General features: G+C 44.2%; 17 protein-coding genes, 1 other RNA gene and 1 pseudogene. 8 read left to right on the forward strand and 11 right to left on the reverse strand.

What is annotated here, in order from left to right; translation table 11 throughout:
- Nucleotides 1–341 precede the first annotated feature (341 nt).
- From MHO32_RS06805 to MHO32_RS06825, 5 genes are all read right to left on the reverse strand, one after another.
- The gene (locus MHO32_RS06805; protein ID WP_005447634.1) at nucleotides 342–1,901 is read right to left on the reverse strand and encodes an AbgT family transporter; all 1,560 of its coding nucleotides are present in this window, start codon (nucleotides 1,899–1,901) and stop codon (nucleotides 342–344) included.
- A 289-nt stretch (nucleotides 1,902–2,190) separates the two neighbouring features.
- Entirely contained in the window at nucleotides 2,191–2,601 is a 411-nt protein-coding gene (locus MHO32_RS06810) for a type IV pilus modification PilV family protein (protein ID WP_005447635.1), read from the reverse strand.
- Nucleotides 2,591–3,835 (reverse strand): hypothetical protein, encoded by a 1,245-nt coding sequence (locus tag MHO32_RS06815; RefSeq protein WP_239210983.1) that lies wholly within the window; start codon nucleotides 3,833–3,835, stop codon nucleotides 2,591–2,593. The genes MHO32_RS06810 and MHO32_RS06815 overlap by 11 nt, the downstream gene beginning before the upstream one ends.
- Nucleotides 3,835–4,461 carry a PilW family protein gene (locus MHO32_RS06820; RefSeq protein WP_239210985.1) on the reverse strand — a complete coding sequence of 209 codons (627 nt, stop codon included), beginning with the start codon at nucleotides 4,459–4,461 and terminating at the stop codon, nucleotides 3,835–3,837. The genes MHO32_RS06815 and MHO32_RS06820 overlap by 1 nt, the downstream gene beginning before the upstream one ends.
- A gap of 9 nt (nucleotides 4,462–4,470) precedes the next feature.
- On the reverse strand, nucleotides 4,471–4,986 hold the full coding sequence (locus MHO32_RS06825; RefSeq protein ID WP_009697707.1) for a GspH/FimT family pseudopilin: 516 nt from the start codon (nucleotides 4,984–4,986) through the stop codon (nucleotides 4,471–4,473).
- A 103-nt stretch (nucleotides 4,987–5,089) separates the two neighbouring features.
- Here MHO32_RS06825 and MHO32_RS06830 point away from each other — a divergent pair, with 103 nt between their 5' ends.
- A complete protein-coding gene (locus MHO32_RS06830) occupies nucleotides 5,090–5,524 on the forward strand; it encodes a type IV pilin protein (RefSeq protein ID WP_017818911.1) in 435 nt (144 codons plus the stop codon).
- 132 nt (nucleotides 5,525–5,656) lie between these two features.
- Here MHO32_RS06830 and dnaJ read toward each other — a convergent pair whose 3' ends face one another.
- From dnaJ to grpE, 4 genes are all read right to left on the reverse strand, one after another.
- Nucleotides 5,657–6,805: a molecular chaperone DnaJ gene (gene dnaJ, locus MHO32_RS06835; protein WP_005447647.1), complete on the reverse strand. Its 1,149-nt coding sequence runs from the start codon at nucleotides 6,803–6,805 to the stop codon at nucleotides 5,657–5,659.
- Nucleotides 6,806–7,007: 202 nt separating this feature from the next.
- On the reverse strand, nucleotides 7,008–8,924 hold the full coding sequence (gene dnaK, locus MHO32_RS06840) for a molecular chaperone DnaK (protein WP_005447648.1): 1,917 nt from the start codon (nucleotides 8,922–8,924) through the stop codon (nucleotides 7,008–7,010).
- Between the two features lie 301 nt (nucleotides 8,925–9,225).
- The gene (locus MHO32_RS06845; protein WP_005447650.1) at nucleotides 9,226–10,500 is read right to left on the reverse strand and encodes a dicarboxylate/amino acid:cation symporter; all 1,275 of its coding nucleotides are present in this window, start codon (nucleotides 10,498–10,500) and stop codon (nucleotides 9,226–9,228) included.
- Between the two features lie 421 nt (nucleotides 10,501–10,921).
- The gene (gene grpE, locus MHO32_RS06850) at nucleotides 10,922–11,518 is read right to left on the reverse strand and encodes a nucleotide exchange factor GrpE (protein ID WP_005447652.1); all 597 of its coding nucleotides are present in this window, start codon (nucleotides 11,516–11,518) and stop codon (nucleotides 10,922–10,924) included.
- A gap of 145 nt (nucleotides 11,519–11,663) precedes the next feature.
- Between grpE and nadK the strand changes: the two genes are divergently transcribed.
- The 4 genes from nadK to bamE all read left to right on the forward strand — a co-directional run bounded on the left by nadK (nucleotide 11,664) and on the right by bamE (nucleotide 16,420).
- Nucleotides 11,664–12,548 (forward strand): NAD(+) kinase, encoded by an 885-nt coding sequence (gene nadK, locus MHO32_RS06855; RefSeq protein WP_005447653.1) that lies wholly within the window; start codon nucleotides 11,664–11,666, stop codon nucleotides 12,546–12,548.
- Between the two features lie 242 nt (nucleotides 12,549–12,790).
- Nucleotides 12,791–13,978 (forward strand): DUF3103 domain-containing protein, encoded by a 1,188-nt coding sequence (locus tag MHO32_RS06860; protein WP_005447654.1) that lies wholly within the window; start codon nucleotides 12,791–12,793, stop codon nucleotides 13,976–13,978.
- 168 nt (nucleotides 13,979–14,146) lie between these two features.
- The gene (gene recN, locus MHO32_RS06865) at nucleotides 14,147–15,811 is read left to right on the forward strand and encodes a DNA repair protein RecN (protein WP_005447655.1); all 1,665 of its coding nucleotides are present in this window, start codon (nucleotides 14,147–14,149) and stop codon (nucleotides 15,809–15,811) included.
- 249 nt (nucleotides 15,812–16,060) lie between these two features.
- Nucleotides 16,061–16,420 (forward strand): outer membrane protein assembly factor BamE, encoded by a 360-nt coding sequence (bamE, locus tag MHO32_RS06870; RefSeq protein ID WP_005447656.1) that lies wholly within the window; start codon nucleotides 16,061–16,063, stop codon nucleotides 16,418–16,420.
- Between the two features lie 135 nt (nucleotides 16,421–16,555).
- Here bamE and MHO32_RS06875 read toward each other — a convergent pair whose 3' ends face one another.
- A complete protein-coding gene (locus tag MHO32_RS06875) occupies nucleotides 16,556–16,912 on the reverse strand; it encodes an RnfH family protein (RefSeq protein ID WP_005447657.1) in 357 nt (118 codons plus the stop codon).
- The gene (locus MHO32_RS06880; RefSeq protein WP_005447659.1) at nucleotides 16,902–17,345 is read right to left on the reverse strand and encodes an SRPBCC family protein; all 444 of its coding nucleotides are present in this window, start codon (nucleotides 17,343–17,345) and stop codon (nucleotides 16,902–16,904) included. The genes MHO32_RS06875 and MHO32_RS06880 overlap by 11 nt, the downstream gene beginning before the upstream one ends.
- 118 nt (nucleotides 17,346–17,463) lie before the next feature.
- Between MHO32_RS06880 and smpB the strand changes: the two genes are divergently transcribed.
- The 3 genes and pseudogenes from smpB (at nucleotide 17,464) to MHO32_RS06895 (ending at nucleotide 19,794) form a co-directional block, all read left to right on the forward strand.
- Entirely contained in the window at nucleotides 17,464–17,949 is a 486-nt protein-coding gene (smpB, locus tag MHO32_RS06885) for an SsrA-binding protein SmpB (RefSeq protein WP_005440253.1), read from the forward strand.
- A 68-nt stretch (nucleotides 17,950–18,017) separates the two neighbouring features.
- Nucleotides 18,018–18,385, forward strand: a transfer-messenger RNA (tmRNA) gene (gene ssrA, locus MHO32_RS06890).
- Between the two features lie 190 nt (nucleotides 18,386–18,575).
- A pseudogene (locus MHO32_RS06895) lies at nucleotides 18,576–19,794 on the forward strand (tyrosine-type recombinase/integrase).
- The last annotated feature ends 9 nt before the right edge of the window (nucleotides 19,795–19,803 follow it).

A 19,803-nucleotide genomic window follows, 5' to 3' on the forward strand; every position in this document is an offset into this window, starting at 1 on the left:
GTGGATTTTAACCTTCAAAGAGGGGAAGTGGAAGCGGGATGATTTTGCCTGTTAGGGCACAAATACCGTGATTCAAAGCAGTTTGATCGTCATCCTCAAGAGCGAGGTACGAGCGAGTTGGGGATCTCTTTATTTTGTATCCCGAAGGGCAAAGTCCGTTCCGACTCCCAAAACAAAAAAAAGCGCCAGTCTCTCGAGCAGCGCTTTCGAATTACCAATACCTAAATAGTTGGTGTTGTAGCTAGGCAACAAGCAAGTTCAGCCCTATGAGCATAGAGGCTCTATGTGATTAGGGTGAACTTGCGCAGTTAACAACGCTACAGCGCCAAATATGACGGTATTTACATTGTGTAAGTGTATGGCGCTTGGATACCTAGAGGAATGCCTAGCATCCAGTAAACCACTAGGAATACTGACCAGCCGATTAGCATTGCAATCGAGAATGGCATCATTAGCGATGCTAGCGTACCGATACCTGTCGACTTCACGTAACGTTGACAGTAAACCACGACTAGAGGGAAGAATACCATCAGAGGTGAAATGATGTTCGATACAGAGTCACCTACGCGGTAAGCCGCCTGAGATAGCTCAGGAGAGATACCCACAGCCATTAGCATAGGAACTAGGATTGGACCGATAAGAGCCCATTTCGCCGATGCAGAACCGATTAGAAGGTTTACAGAAGCTGTTAGAAGAATCATACCGATGATAGTAGCTTCACCAGGTAGGTTCATTGCTTTCAGACCTTCTGCACCGTAAAGCGCTAGCATCGTACCGATGTTTGATTGCGCGAATGCTGATAGGAACTGTGCACAGAAGAACGACATTACGATGTATGCGCCCATAGTAGACATAGTATCCGCCATCGCTTTGATGATGTCGTTACTTGTCTTGAACGTGCCTGAAACGCGACCGTAAACGTAACCCGGAATGATAAACAGGATGAAGATCAACGGAACGATAGACTTCATGATTGGCGCAGAGAACGCAGTGATCTCACCCTCAGGTGAACGCAGTGCAGAGTTTTCTGGAATAAGCGCCACAACAAGAAGAGCGATACCCGCCATCATTGCCCAACCAGCGTAACGGAACGCTTTAGACTCAAGCTCAGTGAAAGAACCTAGATCTGGTGCTTTCTCTGCGTCTTCGTCGATTGGTGTGTTCTTTAGGCGTGGTTCGATGATTTTCTCAGTTACGTACCAACCGATAGCCACAATAATTACTGAAGATAGACCAGTAAAGAAGATGTTCGCTAGAGGGTTAACCACGTACTCAGGATCTAGAACCTGCGCAGCTGTTTGCGTGAAACCAGCCAATAGAGGATCGATACCTGAAGGGATGAAGTTTGCAGAGAACCCCCCCGATACACCTGCAAACGCTGCCGCGATACCCGCTAGAGGGTGACGACCAGCCGCGTGGAAGATGATACCACCAAGAGGAATAACTAGAACGTAGCCCGCATCCGCCGCAGTGTGCGATACGATTGCTACAAGAATGAGCATTGGAGTAAGAAGTTTGGCTGGCGTGAAGTTCAGCATCTTCTTAAGACCAGTGGTGATGAAGCCAGAAGAATCGGCAACACCTACACCCAACATCGCTACAAGAACGATACCAAGTGGTGCAAAGCCAGTGAACGTGGTCACCATGTTAGCAAGGAAACTTGCTAGTGCTTCGCCTGTTAGAAGGTTAGTGATTGTGAGAGCTTCGCCAGTTCGAGGATTTAGAAGGTCGAAAGAAACATTCGACAAAAGTGCAGACGCAGCCCAAGTAATGATTAGTGCCCAGAAGAACAGAATCGCTGGATCAGGAATTTTGTTACCTGCTCGTTCGATAAAGTTCAGGAAGCGATCCATCCCGCTCGGCTTCGGTGACGGTGCCTTATTTACTGCTTGGTTACTCATCGTAACTCCATATGAATGATGTTGGTGCCATGGCCTATTTGAATAATTATAACGGCCTATTTTCAACAGAGCATTCTAGTAAATAGCGCCTCAGAAAGCACAAGGTTCTATGTTTTTTTCCATATTTGGAGACATATTTTGCAAAAACGCCATATCAATTAAACATAAAAAAAACAGTAGCACACCATTCGCATTAACAGTTGTAAAACCACCCATTAACCACGCAATTTAGCAATAAAAAGCGTCAATATTAACGATAAAAGTAATTATAAGAGGAATACCTAATCCATCACTTTTCGAATTCACTATGACGCGAAATCATAGTTTTCAATTCAACTGATTGCGTTTCCCCCATTCGGTCAACCCAACTCGATTTGATAGTAATGGTCTTAAGCGATCCTGAAACCGTAGCTGCTGGAACTTCCCACTCAACAACATAAGATCCACTAGCAGAAGATCCGGTTGCAATCGAAGCAAAATTGGCAGGCGTAATGGTAGACATCGCCTCAGAAGCACCACGAGAGCGGAACCACTCAAGTTGATTTTCAGCCAGTCTCAACGCCTCGATACTATGAATCGCATAATCCGATTCACGTTCCATGTAAATTTGTAGTTTAGTGAGTCCGAGCGCCCCAATGCCCAATAAAAGAAAAGAAATCAGCACCTCAATTAAACTAAAGCCTTGTTGTCTAGAGATCATTCCAAGACCCCTTTCTCCATCTAGGGATAGTATTCGCATTTCTTGAGTTATCTATTACATCTTTATTGTATCTAAAGTCGAGAGAGTCAAAGAATACGGCAGCCTGGTCTTCACTATCAAAATACTGTCCTCCAGACACCGTGAAAGAACCGTGTTGATAATAAGATGCGATAGTGCGGTAAGAGTCTTCAACAACACTAGGGACATGATTCAGATGCCCATTAGCTTCGAAGCCAACCCAATCAGCTGTTGTTGGGGTATATTCATGATTGAAATGAAACAACACACCTTTAAACTTGTTTGATGTCGCACCCGCGCTTGGAGGTCCCATAACGGAGAAAAGACCATCATGAATGAGCACCGTAACGCCGTTAGTCGAAGATGTCGCATTCACTAAATCATTGTATTCTGATTGCTTTATTTCGCAGCTCCCTTCAACCCATAAATGGTGCTTCCCTGACTGAATTTTTGCTGTTAAAGCGGCACCACAATTAGGTATACCACCAGTTATCGAGCCTGTCATAACATGAAAAACACCATTATCTCGTATGTCATTATGATCTTCAGCCTTTACTCCAAAGAAGGATTCAAATGGCTTTAAATCCGTATCTTGAGTAAAGTCATCACCAGCACCAACCCCACCAGAACTTGATGAGAGATGACGATTTGTCGCCGTGTTCGCGCAATCTTTATTTGTTGGGTTGTTAAAGTCCGAATATGGAGACTCACCATGAATTACCCCTTTATTATCAACCGAGGCAGAGTAAAAACGCTTTTTATACCTTAAAGCAATACACTCCCATCCATCGCTGCTCAATTCGCCTGGATCTGGAGTAGAGAACGTTGCACTGGAGTGAAAATACACATCAGCACTGGATTGCATCGCTCCAAAACTTAAGTCTCCCCCCATCATTATTTCTTTTTTAACACTCGCAAAACCAACAGTAGAAGTAACCAAATACCCTTTTAAAGTACTCGCAAAACGGGGAATAGTCGCAAACCCGGAATCACAATCAGTCACCACTGCAGGAACACTTTTACTTAATTTAAATTGTGCCCACGCACATTCAACAGCCCCTTCAGCTAACCAATGCTCTTGTCTGGATTCAATTTGATTGTTGGCACGTTTGATTTGATAGAAAAGGGACTTGTAGCTTCCCAGTGACATCATTAATGCCGCAACCAGCAACACGCTCACAACTAATAATGCTGCGGCTCCCTGTTGATTTCTCATTACTGCCAGTTCCTCTGCTTCACGGTAAACGACTGTTCTGTATGAACACTTGTTGCGCCAACTAATTCCGTTCCTAAGGTAATGGTGACTACCGCGCTTTCAGCATCTGTGTTTTTCAGCGTGCGAGCGGCAAGATCAAAGCGGTTAATATGAATCGCTCTCTTATCAAAAAGCGTATTGCATGTACCGGTACCAGAAAGCGCAATAACTTGACTGACGTTCCATATCGTCGTTTGTTTTTTCTCACAGACAAACAAAGACTCGGGCGTATTAATCCGCTGCTCATATACGACACTTTTATAAAGTGGCGCTGCACCTGAAGTCCCAACTTGATAGGCGTATGCAATCAACCCCATCCCCGGAGTATCAAGAGTGTAAATCGTATCGGTCGCACCTGAAATTTTGACTGAATCACTGCCACTTTCATTAAAGCCAGCTCGTTGGATATCGTTTCTTAACATCGCTAATACGCTGCCCGTGTTTTGCAGTAACATCAGCTCTTTGGAACGCTCCATCGCCACTTTTTGTCCACTGATGTAAAGCGATCCAACAATAGCTAGAGCAATCAGCCCTAAAGAGGATGCAATCATAAACTCGACAAGGCTCGCGCCTTTCTGCTTATACATATTCATTCCTCAAGAACAGGTTGAATAACCGAAGAACTCGGTATTGTTGTTGTCGCTGCATACCCGGACACGCGCAGACAAAGTGTGAGAGATAAGTTTTAAGGCTTTAGAAGACTCTCCGACCGGGTAAAAGCGAATGTTGCCTGAAGAAGGGCGACCATGGACGTCATCAAAACTGATTTGGTCTGAAGCGTAGCTCGGAGTAACCACAATGCCCTTGTAAGGCGCGCCTGAAAACGAGAATAAAACCGTACCGGCTCCCTCGGAGCTATTATCTGTGAGCTCAATGCGCCAATTACCATCACTGGATGAACCTCCAGACATGATCAGGTGTGCCCAAAGCCTCTCTCGGCGCAATACCGCTTCTGACTTACCTTGAATAACAAAACCATGCAGTTCATTCGCTAAGCGCTGCATTTTGTTGGTTTCAAAAACATTTTGGAAAGAAGGAGCAGCAGCCGTGAGCAAAACACTCAGCACGGCGATAGTGATCAGAAGCTCCAATAATGTAAACCCGCGAGGCATTTCCCAAATTCCTATGCAAACGGCAAGAGGACCGTAATTCATCTTGCGCAGATGCTATCACCTGAGAAGAATAGGCGGAAAAGTGAAAAGGAAACTACTCGTCATGATTCGAATTTCTGGTTGTAACGGATACAACAAACGATTTAGAGGGATGACATTGATCGAAATACTGATAGCAGTTGTGATTATTGGAATCATCGCGGCTATCGCTTATCCGTCATATACCAACCACACCATTACGGCACACCGCACCGTTGCTCTAAGCGATATCAGTCGCATACAGCTGGAGCTAGAAACCTCTTACAACGGTGGGTACGATTGGAGTAGTATCATCTCTGGCGGGACTTGTACGATCTGCGACTCCGATTCAAATCGCTTTTCATTTAATATCGCAAGCACATCCAGCGCAGCTTATGTTATCGAAGCAACGGCAAAAGCCGATTTAGGGCAAAACGGTGATAACTGTTTCCCTAGTGGGGTAAATAAAATAACCCTAACGTCCACCAACATAGAGTCACCGAGTGCATGTTGGGATTAGCCCTTTCGAGAATAGATAAAGACAACTTAGACGACAAGTTCGATGCCATAAAGTCACTTTAAATAAAAAGAAAGCAGATACAAAAAAGCCTGCATCACAGCAGGCTTTTTATTGGATTCAACTAACCAGCAATTAGCTTGTTAGATCATCAAAGAACTTCTTCACGCCGTTGAAGAAGCCTTCAGATTTTGGTTTGTGCTTAGTTGCGGCATCACCACCACAAGATTCATCAAACTCTTTAAGCAATTCTTTCTGACGAGCGCTCAAGTTAACTGGAGTCTCTACTACAAGCTTAACGATTAGGTCACCAACACCGCCACCACGAACGCCTTTCACCCCTTTACCGCGCATACGGAACATACGTCCTGTTTGCGTTTCTGTTGGTACTTTAAGGTTCACACGACCATCTAGTGTCGGAACTTCAACTTCACCACCTAGAGCAGCCATAGCAAAGCTAACTGGCACTTCACAATACAAGTTGTTGCCTTCACGTTCGAAGATATGGTGCTCTTTCACGTGAACTTGTACGTATAGGTCACCTGCTGGTGCACCCATTTCTCCAGCTTCGCCTTCGCCAGATAGACGAATGCGATCGCCAGTATCAACACCTGCTGGGATCTTAACGTTAAGTGTCTTAGTTTTCTGTTTGCGACCTTGACCATGACATTCGTTACATGGGTCTTTGATGATCTTACCTTTACCATGACAGGTAGGACAAGTTTGCTGCACAGCAAAGAAACCTTGGCGCATTTGAACTTGACCGTGACCATGACAGGTTCCACAAGTCTCAGCTGAAGAACCTTTCTTCGCACCGCTACCGTCACAGGTATCACAATGAACAAGCGTTGGTACTTCGATTTCTTTCGATACGCCACGAACGGCTTCTTCTAGCGACAGTTCCATGTTGTAACGTAGATCTGCGCCACGTTGTGCACGTTGCTGACCACCGCCACGACGACCGCCACCAAAGATATCGCCAAAAACGTCACCAAAGATGTCGCCGAAATCAGCACCACCGCCACCAAAACCGCCGCCGCCGAAGCCGCCACCGCCTTGTTCAAAAGCAGCATGACCATACTGATCGTACGCCGCTTTCTTTTGAGGGTCAGTGAGAATTTCGTACGCTTCTTTTACTTCTTTAAACTTATCCGCAGCAGATTCATCACCCTGGTTACGGTCTGGGTGGTATTTCATTGCTAGACGCTTGTACGCCTTTTTGATATCGCGCTCAGAGGCATCACGGCTTACGCCTAATACTTCGTAAAAATCACGTTTTGACATGTTCTTCGTCACCAATTAATTACTGCAAACGGCATGATTTACCGCTTGGTGTTTGTATCGTTCTAGGTAAGTGCACTTATTGCAAAATACTTAACTAGAAAGACAGCTTGGACAAACAGACGGGCGTAAGAGTTACCCCAAACGCCCGCACACAAAAGTCTTATCGACTCTAGGCGACCATAAGCCGCCTAGTTAAGAAATATTATTTCTTGTCGTCTTTAACTTCTTCGAACTCAGCATCAACAACATCGTCTTCTTGAGACTGTTGTGCACCAGCGTCAGCACCTTGTGCTTGTTGCGCTTGAGCTTGTTGTTGAGCGATTTCCATTAGCTTTTGAGCTGCAGTCATTAGCGCTTGAACTTTAGCGTCGATCGCTTCTTTGTCATCACCTTTACGTGCAGTTTCTAGCTCAGAGATAGCTGCTTCAATCTTCTCTTTCTCTTCTGCAGGTAGAGCTTCACCAGCTTCTTCTACTTGCTTACGAGTACCGTGAATCATTTGGTCAGCTTGGTTACGTGCAGTTGCTAGCTCTTCGAACTTTTTGTCCGCTTCTTTGTTAGCTTCTGCTTCTTGAACCATTTTCTCGATGTCGTCATCGCTTAGACCACCAGAAGCTTGGATAGTGATCTTCTGCTCTTTACCAGTTTGCTTGTCTTTCGCTGAAACGTGTAGGATACCATCCGCATCTAGGTCGAAAGTAACTTCGATTTGTGGCATACCACGTGGTGCAGCTTGGATACCTTCTAGGTTGAATTGACCTAGAGATTTGTTGAAAGACGCTTGCTTACGCTCACCTTGAAGAACGTGGATAGTTACCGCGCTCTGGTTGTCTTCTGCTGTAGAGAAAACTTGGTTCGCTTTAGTTGGGATAGTCGTGTTTTTCTCAACTAGCTTAGTCATTACGCCGCCCATTGTCTCGATACCTAGAGACAGTGGAGTAACGTCTAGTAGAAGTACGTCTTTAACTTCACCCGCAAGTACACCACCTTGAACTGCAGCACCCATTGCTACTGCTTCATCAGGGTTTACATCGCGGCGAGCTTCTTTACCGAAGAACTCAGCAACCTTCGCTTGAACCATAGGCATACGAGTCTGACCACCAACTAGGATTACGTCAGTGATGTCGTTTACTGATAGGTCAGCGTCAGCTAGAGCAACTTTTAGTGGCTCAAGAGAACGTTGTACTAGGTCTTCAACTAGAGATTCTAGTTTCGCACGAGTCACTTTGATGTTCATGTGCTTAGGACCAGTTGCATCAGCAGTAACGTAAGGTAGGTTTACGTCAGTTTGAGAAGTAGAAGAAAGCTCGATTTTCGCTTTTTCTGCTGCTTCTTTAACACGCTGCATTGCTAGTGGATCGTTCTTAAGGTTGATGCCTTGCTCTTTGTTGAACTCGTCTACTAGGTAGTTGATTAGACGGTTATCAAAGTCTTCACCACCAAGGTGAGTGTCACCGTTAGTTGCTAGAACTTCGAATGTTTTCTCGCCTTCAACTTCATCGATTTCGATGATAGAGATATCGAATGTACCACCACCAAGGTCGTATACCGCGATAGTGCGGTCGCCACCTGACTTGTCTAGACCGTATGCTAGAGCAGCCGCTGTTGGTTCGTTGATGATACGTTTAACTTCTAGACCTGCAATACGACCAGCGTCTTTAGTAGCTTGACGTTGAGCATCGTTAAAGTAAGCAGGAACTGTGATAACTGCGCCAGTTACTTCCTCACCTAGGAAGTCTTCAGCAGTTTTCTTCATTTTCTTAAGTACTTCAGCAGATACTTGAGGAGCCGCCATTTTCTGGCCTTTTGCTTCTACCCATGCATCACCGTTGTCAGCCTTAACGATTTTGTAAGGCATGATTTCGATGTCACGCTGAACTTCTTCGTCTTCAAAACGACGACCAATTAGACGCTTGATTGCAAATAGCGTGTTAGTTGGGTTAGTTACTGCTTGACGTTTCGCTGGTTGACCTACTAGCGTCTCACCGTCAGTGTAAGCAATAACCGATGCAGTAGTACGTTCACCCTCTGCGTTTTCAATTACACGTGGTTTGTCGCCGTCTAGTACAGCAACACATGAGTTAGTAGTACCTAAGTCAATACCAATGATTTTACCCATCAGGCTATCTCCGAATAAATTCTATTTTGTTTTGCTATATCCCCTATGTGGGGACTTAGAATCGGGTTTCAACCCTTGCTCACAAACTAAAGTAATGTTGTTTGCTTCTCTTATGCCCAATAGATAAGGGCTGCAAATGGCTTTTCAAGGGAGAGAGTGAAAAAAAACAAAAAAAAGTTGCGCAAAAGGCGAGAGACGAGCGCAACTCAGCCCCCTTCGACTCTTCAATCTCGATTCTCGTTTCTATAAAAGAAAAAGCGAGGCATATAGCCTCGCTTTTCAACTAAGAGTGTATTGCAAATTATGCGCTTGCTTGTGCAGGCTCTGCGTCTACGACTTCTTCTTTACCAATCTCGCCTTCAGACTTCGCAACAATAGTGTTTACTGCTGTATCACCAACTACGTTAGATGAAGTACAGAACATATCATTGATACGGTCTACAGCTGCAATGATTGCTAAACCTTCTGGTGGAAGACCTAGTTGGTGTAATAGAACACCTACCATCACTACGCCGCCGCCCGGAACACCACCAGCACCGATAGAAAGTAGCAAGATAGTTAGACCAAGAGTAAAGATATCAGCAGTATTGATTGGCTGACCAAACGCGTTTGCGACAAACATAGTTGCTAGTGCGATATAGATAGAAACACCAGACATGTTCATTGTTGCGCCCAGCGGTACACCGAAACCAGCAACCGACTTAGAAACCTTAAGCTTCTCAGTTAGCGTGCGCATTGTTACCGGGATAGTTGCGTTTGAACTTGCAGTTGATAGTGAGAATAGGATCTGCTCTCGAGTTGCACGTAGGAACGCTTTTGGTGAAGTGCCCGTCGCAATACCTACCGCCATTGGGTAGAAGAAGAAAATCCAGAACACTAGCATTGCAACAACAAGTGCTACGTAGCCAGCAACAGACATCAGCGTGTTTGCATCCAGTGTTGCACCTAGTTGAATCATCAGAGCAAATACACCGTAAGGTGCAAGGCTCATTACTAGACCAACCAGCTTCATCATGATTTCGTTCGCCATTTTAAACGTACGAATTGCCGGACCGCCTCGAGAATCCAAAGCTTGAATAGCAAGACCTGTCAAAATTGCCATAAAGATGATTTGTAACATGTCGCCATTTGCAAACGCTTGTACAGGGTTGCTTGGAACGATGTTTACAACCAACGAGAAAATGTCAGGTGTTTCAGTTGTTGTTAAGTTAACAGTTTCTGAAATCGTGCCTGCCAGATTTGCATCAGCACCCGGTTGGAAAATAAGACCAACAGTCAGTGCCGCAGTAATCGCGATGATGGTGTTGATAATGTATAGAGCAAAGGTTTTACCACCAAGACGACCAAAAGCCGTGATGTCTTTTAGGTCCACGATACCGCATACGATAGATACGTAAACAAGAGGTACTACTAACAGCTTAATCAATGATACGAACATACCACCAGCGCCTTCCGCTGCGCCAAGTAAATATGTATCAAAGAGAGCAACGCCACTAAAAAGATACTGAATTGCAGTACCGATCAGAAGACCCGCAAACAAGCCGATAAAAATCTTGCTAGAAAGCGATTTATCCATCATAAATCTCCAAAATGTTGTGTTTGCTATTTATGCTTTTATAGTTACATCTGCTGTTTTTTACGGCAGACCTCGCGAATAATACACACCACAGTTACAAAATAAAGACTTTCTTTACGGGATTGTTAATAAATAACATTAAAAGTAAACCACTAGATCTACATTCATATTCAGAATTAAATTTTGATTGCGAGTGATAACAGGTACTTATAGACACACCCATTCCATAAGTAAGCAAGATAAAGAAAGGATATCCCTTATTGGAAAATTTTTTACCAATAAGAAAAAATTTGAAGGGGATCAAATTTCATTTTGCGCACATATTCAGAGAGATGAATATGTTGATAGAGATGTTTGAAACAAAAACGCCCGCTATTGAATAGCAGGCGTTTTAATATATTTATATCAATGATTTATTTGATTACTTAGCAACCATAACCATTGCAGGACGAACAACTCGACCGTTTAGCTCATAGCCTTTTTGCATCACAAACATAACTGTGTTTGATTCGTGATCTGGGCTTTCTTGAATAGACATAGCTTGGTGGAATTCAGGGTTGAATGCTTCACCTTCTGGGTTGATCTCTTTCAAACCAAATTTCGATACTGCGTCTACAAACGTCTTGTGTGTTAGCTCAACACCTTCAAGAATTGGCTTAACCACTTCGTGCTCTGCATCTGCAGCTTGGATTGCACGCTCAAGGTTATCGATAACTGGAAGTAGTTCTTCAGCGAATTTGTTCAGAGCGTACTTACGAGCTTTATCGATTTCTTGCTCAGTACGACGACGCATGTTTTCTACTTCAGCTTTAGAGCGAAGAACCGCATCTTGCTGGTCTTTCACTTTTGTTTCGCTAGACAGTAGTGCTGCTTCTAGTTGAGCAATCTTAGCGTCTTTCTCATCACCAATTTCTTCAAGTTCTGCTTCAGCTTCTTGCGCTGCGGCTTCTACTTTCTCAGCTTCTTCGATGATTTGATCAAGCTCTTCTTCTGTAACTTTGTTTTCTTCGTTGCTCATGATATCTCCAGAATTCAACTTAATGTCCTTAAAGCCACTCACGTTTTGTGGGCTTTAACCACATAAAAATTCGCATATTTAGGTAACTTGCCATTATTATGGGGATGAAGATTCCTGATTCAAGCCTCTTTAATGCGGAAATGCTATGAAAAACCCATGTAACGTGATCGCGATTATCGGAAAACCACGAGATCAGCAGGCAATTCAAACTCATAGAGAGTTATACGAATGGCTGACATCCGAAGGTTACCAAGTATTTATCGATGATCGCCTTGCTGCAATTTTAGACGAAATCCCGCAAAGCCAGTTTGCTAGCCTCGTAGAGCTAGGTAAAAACGCCGATCTCGCTATCGTAGTTGGCGGTGATGGCAACATGCTGGGTGCTGCTCGTATTCTATCTCGTTTCGATGTTGCTGTGATTGGTGTCAACCGAGGTAACTTGGGGTTCCTGACGGATCTAAACCCCGACGATTTCAAAGAAGCATTAAAAGCCGTATTAAAAGGCGAATATATAGAAGAAGAGCGTTTCTTATTGGAAGCAGAGATCCATCGTCACGGTCAGATCAAGAGCCATAACGCGGCATTAAACGAAGCCGTGCTCCACCCAGGACAAGTGGCGCACATGATTGAGTTTGAAGTTTATATTGATGACAGCTTTGCGTTTTCGCTGCGTGCCGATGGTTTGATTGTCTCTACTCCAACAGGCTCTACGGCTTACTCCCTGTCAGGTGGTGGACCTATTTTGTCACCAAGCTTAAACGCGATTTCTTTAGTGCCAATGTTCCCGCACACATTGTCTAGCCGCCCATTAGTCGTCGATGGCAAACGTCGTATCAAACTGGTCGTGTCACCAGAAAACCGCGGTACTCAGGAAGTAAGTTGTGACGGACAAGTTTCGCTCCCCGTCTCTCCAGGTGATGAAATACACATCTACCAGAGCCCGAACGTTCTCAAACTTATCCACCCGAAAGACTATAGCTACTATCACGTACTAAGAAATAAGCTTGGATGGTCGAGCAAACTGTTTTAGCAATAAAGGTTGGTGTGAAAGCATCAACCTTTTTTCTTTGCTCATATTTCAGCTTTCTACTCTATCCCGATTAAGGCGACACAAAATAAAAACCTACTAAATCTAGATTTATAAAATTTGATCTTGTGGGCAGATTTTATACAAATCTTGGAGAGCAAATTGAATGATAGGTGTCTGGTGATATTCTTGCCATGAATAGAATATTAACTCTATTTCATACAAACTATCTCAAAGGACACACTATGAAAAAAACAATTATATTGTCCGCTCTCAGTACTTTAGCGCTTATGGGCTGCCAGTCTGAGGAGGCAAAGGTTAACAATATATCAAACGCAAAAGCCGAGGATATAACCAACACAAAACGCGCACTCGCTCAGCAACTTAGTGAGAGCTATACCAGCATGGAACCAATGCTACGTAGGGACATTACCGCGGAGCACACTAGCGTCCCAGTATCTTCCTTTGTTGAACAAACGCCTCAAGCTGCTTTCAGTAAACAGCTTGTACAAGCCGACAACCAAATCCGCACATGGAAAGGCATCGAACAATACTCAGATCAGTTACTAGAAGTCCGTCTAGCGAATGAAGAGATGCTAAATGTATGGCAAGAAGGGAAAGTCGATCCCCTATTCGCTTTCGAGCCAAGCGGTGATGACTCGCAATGGCAGTATATCGAAGCGTACGATGTATATGGTCAAATCCACCAACTCGATGTCTATCAGCTTCCTGACGTACCAGTATTGGTTGTCGACAATAACAGCTCTGCAGAACTAAAAGCAGGTCTGCAAGCGATGCAAGCTGAGATGAAGAGCTTAGGGCAAGCCACGATGGTTCAGCCATACCTAGCGGACAAACAGCAAGTTAATTCCCCACTTCTCGCTAGCGCTGAAAGTTCAGTTCAACCAATTCAGACTACGCAACTGAAAAAGATCCGTCTTTCTGATGATCAAGAACCATGGATCTCGGGTAAAGCAGAAATCTACGCCATCGTCACAGGGGTGAACCCAAGTCGCGACGAGCCGACGTTAGATTTAGTCGAGCTTCCATATTTGGATTATGACAACAAAGACTATTACCCGAATCAAATCATCATTCATTGGTCTCGTTACCGTTGGGGCGCGGCTGACATTGTATTGATGGAACAAGATGACGGTACGGATTACAAACAGTTGGCAAAACTGCTCGTTCAAGTTGCTGAAGAAGTATTAAAGGCGATTCCAGATCCAGAGGTGCAGGCGTATGCCATTATTCCTCAGATCACCAACAAGATCATTGATGCAATTCCGGATGGGGTTCTGACCAATGATGACGATTTCGTTGATGTTTACTACACCCTGATGCAAGACACATCTTACGTCGACCATCCGGGCGCGGGAGTCAATGCAGTCGTCACATTAGAACCGCTCACCATTAACCCAACTCGTCCGTAACTTGTTCAATTTAAATAGGTCGTTGCATTTTGCACGACCTATTTTTCTTCTCTCCATCACAAAAAGCCGCTTCTTTAAGAAAAAATACCGCACCTGACTTTACTGTATAAAGAAACAGTATATACTGTTTTCTTATACAGTATTGTTCAGTTATACAGGTAAATAAAAATGCTGGCTCATCTAAGTGTTAATAATTTTGCGATTGTTAAGTCTTTACAGCTCGAGCTTTCAAAGGGCATGACCACCATTACTGGTGAAACAGGTGCAGGTAAGTCTATTGCAATTGATGCGTTAGGTCTTTGTTTAGGCGGACGTGCCGATGCAGGTATGGTGCGCCAAGGCGAAGAGAAAACAGAAGTCAGCGCTGCCTTTTTACTGGATAACAATCTACACGCAACGCGTTGGCTAGAAGATAACGACCTGCTTGATGGCAGCGAGTGTATCTTGCGTCGCATCATCACCAAAGAAGGTCGCTCTAGAGCCTTCATCAACGGCAGCCCAGTCCCACTTTCACAACTCAAATCTCTTGGGCAGTTGTTGATCAACATCCATGGACAGCACGCACATCATCAATTGATGAAGAGCGAGCACCAAATGGCAATGCTTGACCAATATGCAGGACATTTAAACCTATTAAAAGGCACACGCAGTGCTTACCAGCATTGGCGTCAGGCAGACAATAACCTCAAGCAACTAAAAGAGAACAGCCAGCAAAATCAGGCACAAAAGCAGTTGCTCGAATACCAAATCAAAGAACTGAATGAGTTATCGCTAGGTGAAGAAGAATTCGCAGAGCTCGAACAAGAGCACAAACGACTGTCCAATAGCGGTGAACTTGCCGCTACCTGTCAGCAAGCCATCGAACTTATTTACGAAGGTGAAGAAGTCAATGCGCTTGGTATTTTGCAATCGGCCAATCACTCCCTAATTCAATTAGCTGAATTGGATGAGAAATTAGCAGAGCTACCAAATATGCTGGCAGAAGCAATGATCCAGCTAGAAGAAACTAAAAACGAACTTCGCAGCTACCTTGATGGCATTGATGTCGATCCGGGTCGCATGGCTTATGTCGAAGAACGCTTTTCTAAAGTGATGTCAATGGCTCGTAAACACCACGTTATGCCTGATGAGCTATATCAACACCATCAAGATCTGTTGGCTCAAATCGAAGCGCTCGATTGCTCTGATGAACGTTTGGATGAACTCGCTCAAGAAGTTGAACAAAAATATCAAAGCTTCTTGACCCAAGCGGAAAAACTGCACAAATCACGCAGTCGCTACGCAAAAGAGTTGAACAAACTGATCACACAAAGCATGCACGAATTGAGCATGGAGAAAGCGGTATTCAGCATTGAAGTGAACAACGAAAATACCCACCCATCACCGCTGGGAATGGACAGCGTCTGCTTCTTGGTTTCAACCAACCCAGGTCAGCCATTGCAACCCATCGCTAAAGTGGCATCGGGTGGTGAGCTATCACGTATCTCATTAGCCATCCAAGTGATCACCGCGCAGAAAGTAGATACTCCAAGCTTGATCTTCGATGAAGTAGACGTAGGTATCAGTGGTCCAACCGCCGCTGTTGTCGGTAAGATGCTGCGCAAACTAGGAGAGTCGACCCAAGTAATGTGTGTCACCCACTTACCTCAAGTCGCAGGTTGTGGTCATCAGCAAATGTTTGTCGCAAAACACACCAAAGGTGGTCAAACTGAAACACAAATGCGCTCACTAGATAAAGAGCAACGTGTGGCAGAATTAGCTCGTCTACTTGGTGGTAGTCAAATTACAGATTCCACATTGGCAAATGCTAAAGAACTGCTTATCGCCGCTTAAGATTATTACTGAGCCACCGCATATCAATCAGTTCAGTGGCTCTCTCCCATTTCAACTGCCCCAGTACTTTTGCTTTTCGCTAAACGAATGCGCAATGTTCCGCCAATTATTGTTCAATCTCAGCGAATAAATGCAACTCAACTCAAAATTCGTTGTCAGATTCCCTACCATACGACGCATAGCTTTTTACATCTGCGTCGAGCTTGTTTATTATCAGCGCAGTATTTTAAAGGTTACTAAGAAATTATTATGCAATTAAAGAAGTGGTTAGTTGCCGTACCATTAGCAATGACATTGCTGACAGGATGTTCGGTATTGGAAAAACTGGTTTATCGCATTGATATCAACCAAGGCAACTACGTAGAACAAAGTGCGGTTGATAAATTAAAGTTTGGGATGACTAAAGCACAGGTTCGCTACGTTCTTGGTTCACCTATGTTGGTTGAAAATGGCTACCCGAATACGTGGTACTACATTTACCACCACACTCCTGGTCACGGTGACTCAGTGCAAAAAGATCTTATCGTTCAGTTTAACGACCAAGGCACGCTGGCAGACATCACTGGTGACTACCCGAAAAGCGATGCATTTTACGAGAAGATTCAGTAAGCAACCTTTATTTTCACAGTATTCTTAAAGCCTCCTGACGGAGGCTTTTTTATTTCTGCTCAACAGAGCAAGGAAAGTTAGCCTCACAAAAAACAACACCTCCCAATTGGGAGGTGTTGTTCGTAATCAAAAGCATTATTCCTCAGCTTTTCTCAAAGCATTGGGCTTACCGCCTGTCACAGGGTCTGCACTACCAGCGGCTTTTGCTTGCTCCGCTCGTTTACGACGAATCTCTTTTGGATCTGCCAATAGTGGGCGGTAAATCTCGATACGGTCTTTGTCGCGTACCGTTGCATCTAATCGCACGTTACGGCTGTAAACACCGACTTTATTCTTCTTCAAATCAATCTCAGGGTATAGCTCAAGCACACCTGACTGGCGGATAATATCTTCAACCGTTGCTTGATTGTTTACCACCAAATTGAATACACGCTGCTCTTGAGGAAGCGCATAAACCACTTCCACGTGAATCATGTCCGACTCAATACTCATAGCACTCGTACACCTGTTTCGCGCGTTTGGTAAAAGCATTCACCATGTTATTGGTTAGCTCATTAAAAATCTTGCCGAAAGCCATTTCGATCATCTTGCTTGAGAATTCAAACTCAAGCTTCAGTTCCACTTTACACGCCTGCTCATCCAAAGCAGTGAAGATCCAACCACCACGCAGTGTCTTAAATGGACCATCGACCAAATTCATCATGATCGCTTGACCCGGAATAATCTCGTTAGAGGTTGTAAATGTCTTACTGATACCTGCTTTTGCTACATCGACAGAAGCCACCATACCATCGTCCGAAGACTCAATGATTCGTGAACCTGAACAACCAGGTAGAAACTCAGGATACTTAGAAACATCATTGACCAGATCGAACATCTGCTCTGCACTAAAAGACACCAAGGCAGAACGGCTGATTTGCTTCATACACACTCCTATCGATACGCGTACATGTTTAAGGCTTGTGCCAATTCTACTTTTATTCCACGATAGCGCAAATAAAAGGATTTCCTAACCCATATCCAACCCGTATAATGAGTCCATTATGGTAAAGAAAAAATCAAAGCAAAAAGCGGGTAGCAACACTATCGCGCTGAATAAAAAAGCTCGCCACGAATACTTCATTGACGATGAAATTGAAGCAGGCTTGGAGCTACAAGGCTGGGAAGTGAAAGCACTTCGCCAAGGTAAAGCCAATATCGCTGAAAGCTACGTTTTCATGCGTGACGGAGAAGCTTTTGTCAGCGGAATGACCATCACGCCTCTTAACCAAGCTTCTACTCACGTTGTCGCAAACCCTACACGTGTGCGCAAACTATTGATGAGTCGTCGTGAACTCGACAACCTTCTTGGTCGCATCAACCGTGAAGGTATGACGCTAGCCGCATTGTCACTGTACTGGTCTCGCTCTTGGGTGAAGATCAAAATCGGTGTTGCGAAAGGTAAAAAACTTCACGACAAACGTACCGATCTGAAAGAAAAAGACTGGGCTCGTGAAAAAGCACGCGTGATGAAGAGTTCACTGCGTTAAACTTGACCACTTAGACGCATAGTACTGGACAGCTTAGGCTTTTCTGTTACTATGCCGATATTACCTCTGGGGCTGATTTAGGATTCGACGGGAATTCAGAAGTCTGAGGTGCATGCCGAGGTGCGGTAGGCCTCGTTAACAAACCGCAAAAAAATAGTCGCAAACGACGAAAACTACGCACTAGCAGCTTAATAACCTGCTCAGAGCTCTCTCGCCCTAGCTTCCGCACGTAAGACGGGGACCAACGAGGGATCAAACCCAAACGCGCTAGCCCGGATTCTCCCGCCTGAGAGATGAACGGCGAATTTTAATTCAGGATAGTCATTCATTAGCGTGTCGGTTCGCAGGTGGGTGGTGAATTTAAAGATCGACTAAGCATGTAGTACCAATGATGAAAGGTTTTCGGACGCGGGTTCAACTCCCGCCAGCTCCACCAAACGTTTGGAAAAGGCCACCTTCGGGTGGCCTTTTTTGTATCCAAAAATCTTACAACTCAATTAGTTACCCTGCTTTTCTGTCTTATACCGTCTCATCGCGTCTCATACCTGCTCACGTTTTTAGTACCCAATGAATTACCCTATACTCGTATCCAAGATATTTTTGGGTACTAAATCGAGTATAAAGAAATGGCAAGACGCGTAACTCCACTAACAGATAAAAAAGTAAAAAGCCTTAAACCCACTGGCAAAGAGACAATCGCCAGTGATGGGAAAGGACTTCAGCTTAGAATAATGCCAAATGGAACTAAGTCTTGCCGTTTTGTATACAAGAGTCCTGCTACGGGAAAACGTAGTAATATGACCTTAGGCAAATACCCAGAACTATCGATAGCTAATGCAAGGAAAATAATAGAAGGCTACCGTGAGCTCGTTGCACTCGAAATCGATCCAAAACACCACAGAAGAGAAGGAAAAAAGCGAGGCTATACATCAGCACACACTATTCAATGTTTCACAGAAGTGGATGGAACTGAAGAGAACAGAAGTCACCGAAGACTACGCGAAGGATATCTGGCGCTCATTTGAGCTTCATGTTTTCCCTACTTTAAGCTCACAACCTATATCTATGATTACAGCACAGTCCGTAATCGAAACTCTAAAGGTAGTAGAAGCTAAAGGTTCACGGGAAACTGTTAAACGTCTAACACAACGCTTAAATGAAGTTATGGTCTATGCGATGAACTGCGGACTACTGCAAGCAAATCCGATTAGCAACATCCTAGCTGCTTTTAAAAAGCCCACAACACAAAATATGAAGAAGCTCGAATCAAACGAACTTCCCGATCTAATGAATGCCCTCGCGAACGCAAGTATTAAACGCTCTACACGTTGTCTTATTGAGTTTCAACTTCATACTATGACGAGACCAAATGAGGCAGCTGGTGCGAAATGGGACGAGTTTGACTTGCTAGAGCGCGTATGGACTATTCCGAAAGAAAGAATGAAAAAACGAAAGGAGCATCGCATACCTCTAACTCAAGAAGTAGTTAACCTTTTAAAAACAATGAGATCAATGAGCGCAAATAGCGAGTATGTCTTCCCATCAATTAAAGATCCAAAAAAACCAATGCATAGCCAAACCGCAAATATGGCACTCAAACGAATGGGTTTTAAGGATCGCTTGGTATCTCACGGAATGAGAGCAATGGCTAGTACCATACTCAATGAAAATGGCCATGACTTCGTTTTGGTCGAAGCTGCACTTGCTCATACCTTTGGTAACAAAACGCTACGCTCATATAATCGCACGGACTATTTAGAACGACGAGTACCAATGATGGATTGGTGGAGCGAACATATTATTAAAGCTTCTAATGGCTCTCTATCGATGGCTCTGGCTTCCTAATTCTCATGA

It is taken from the genome of Vibrio sp. MMH1-50 (assembly GCF_022347645.1).
GTDB lineage: Bacteria > Pseudomonadota > Gammaproteobacteria > Enterobacterales > Vibrionaceae > Vibrio > Vibrio harveyi.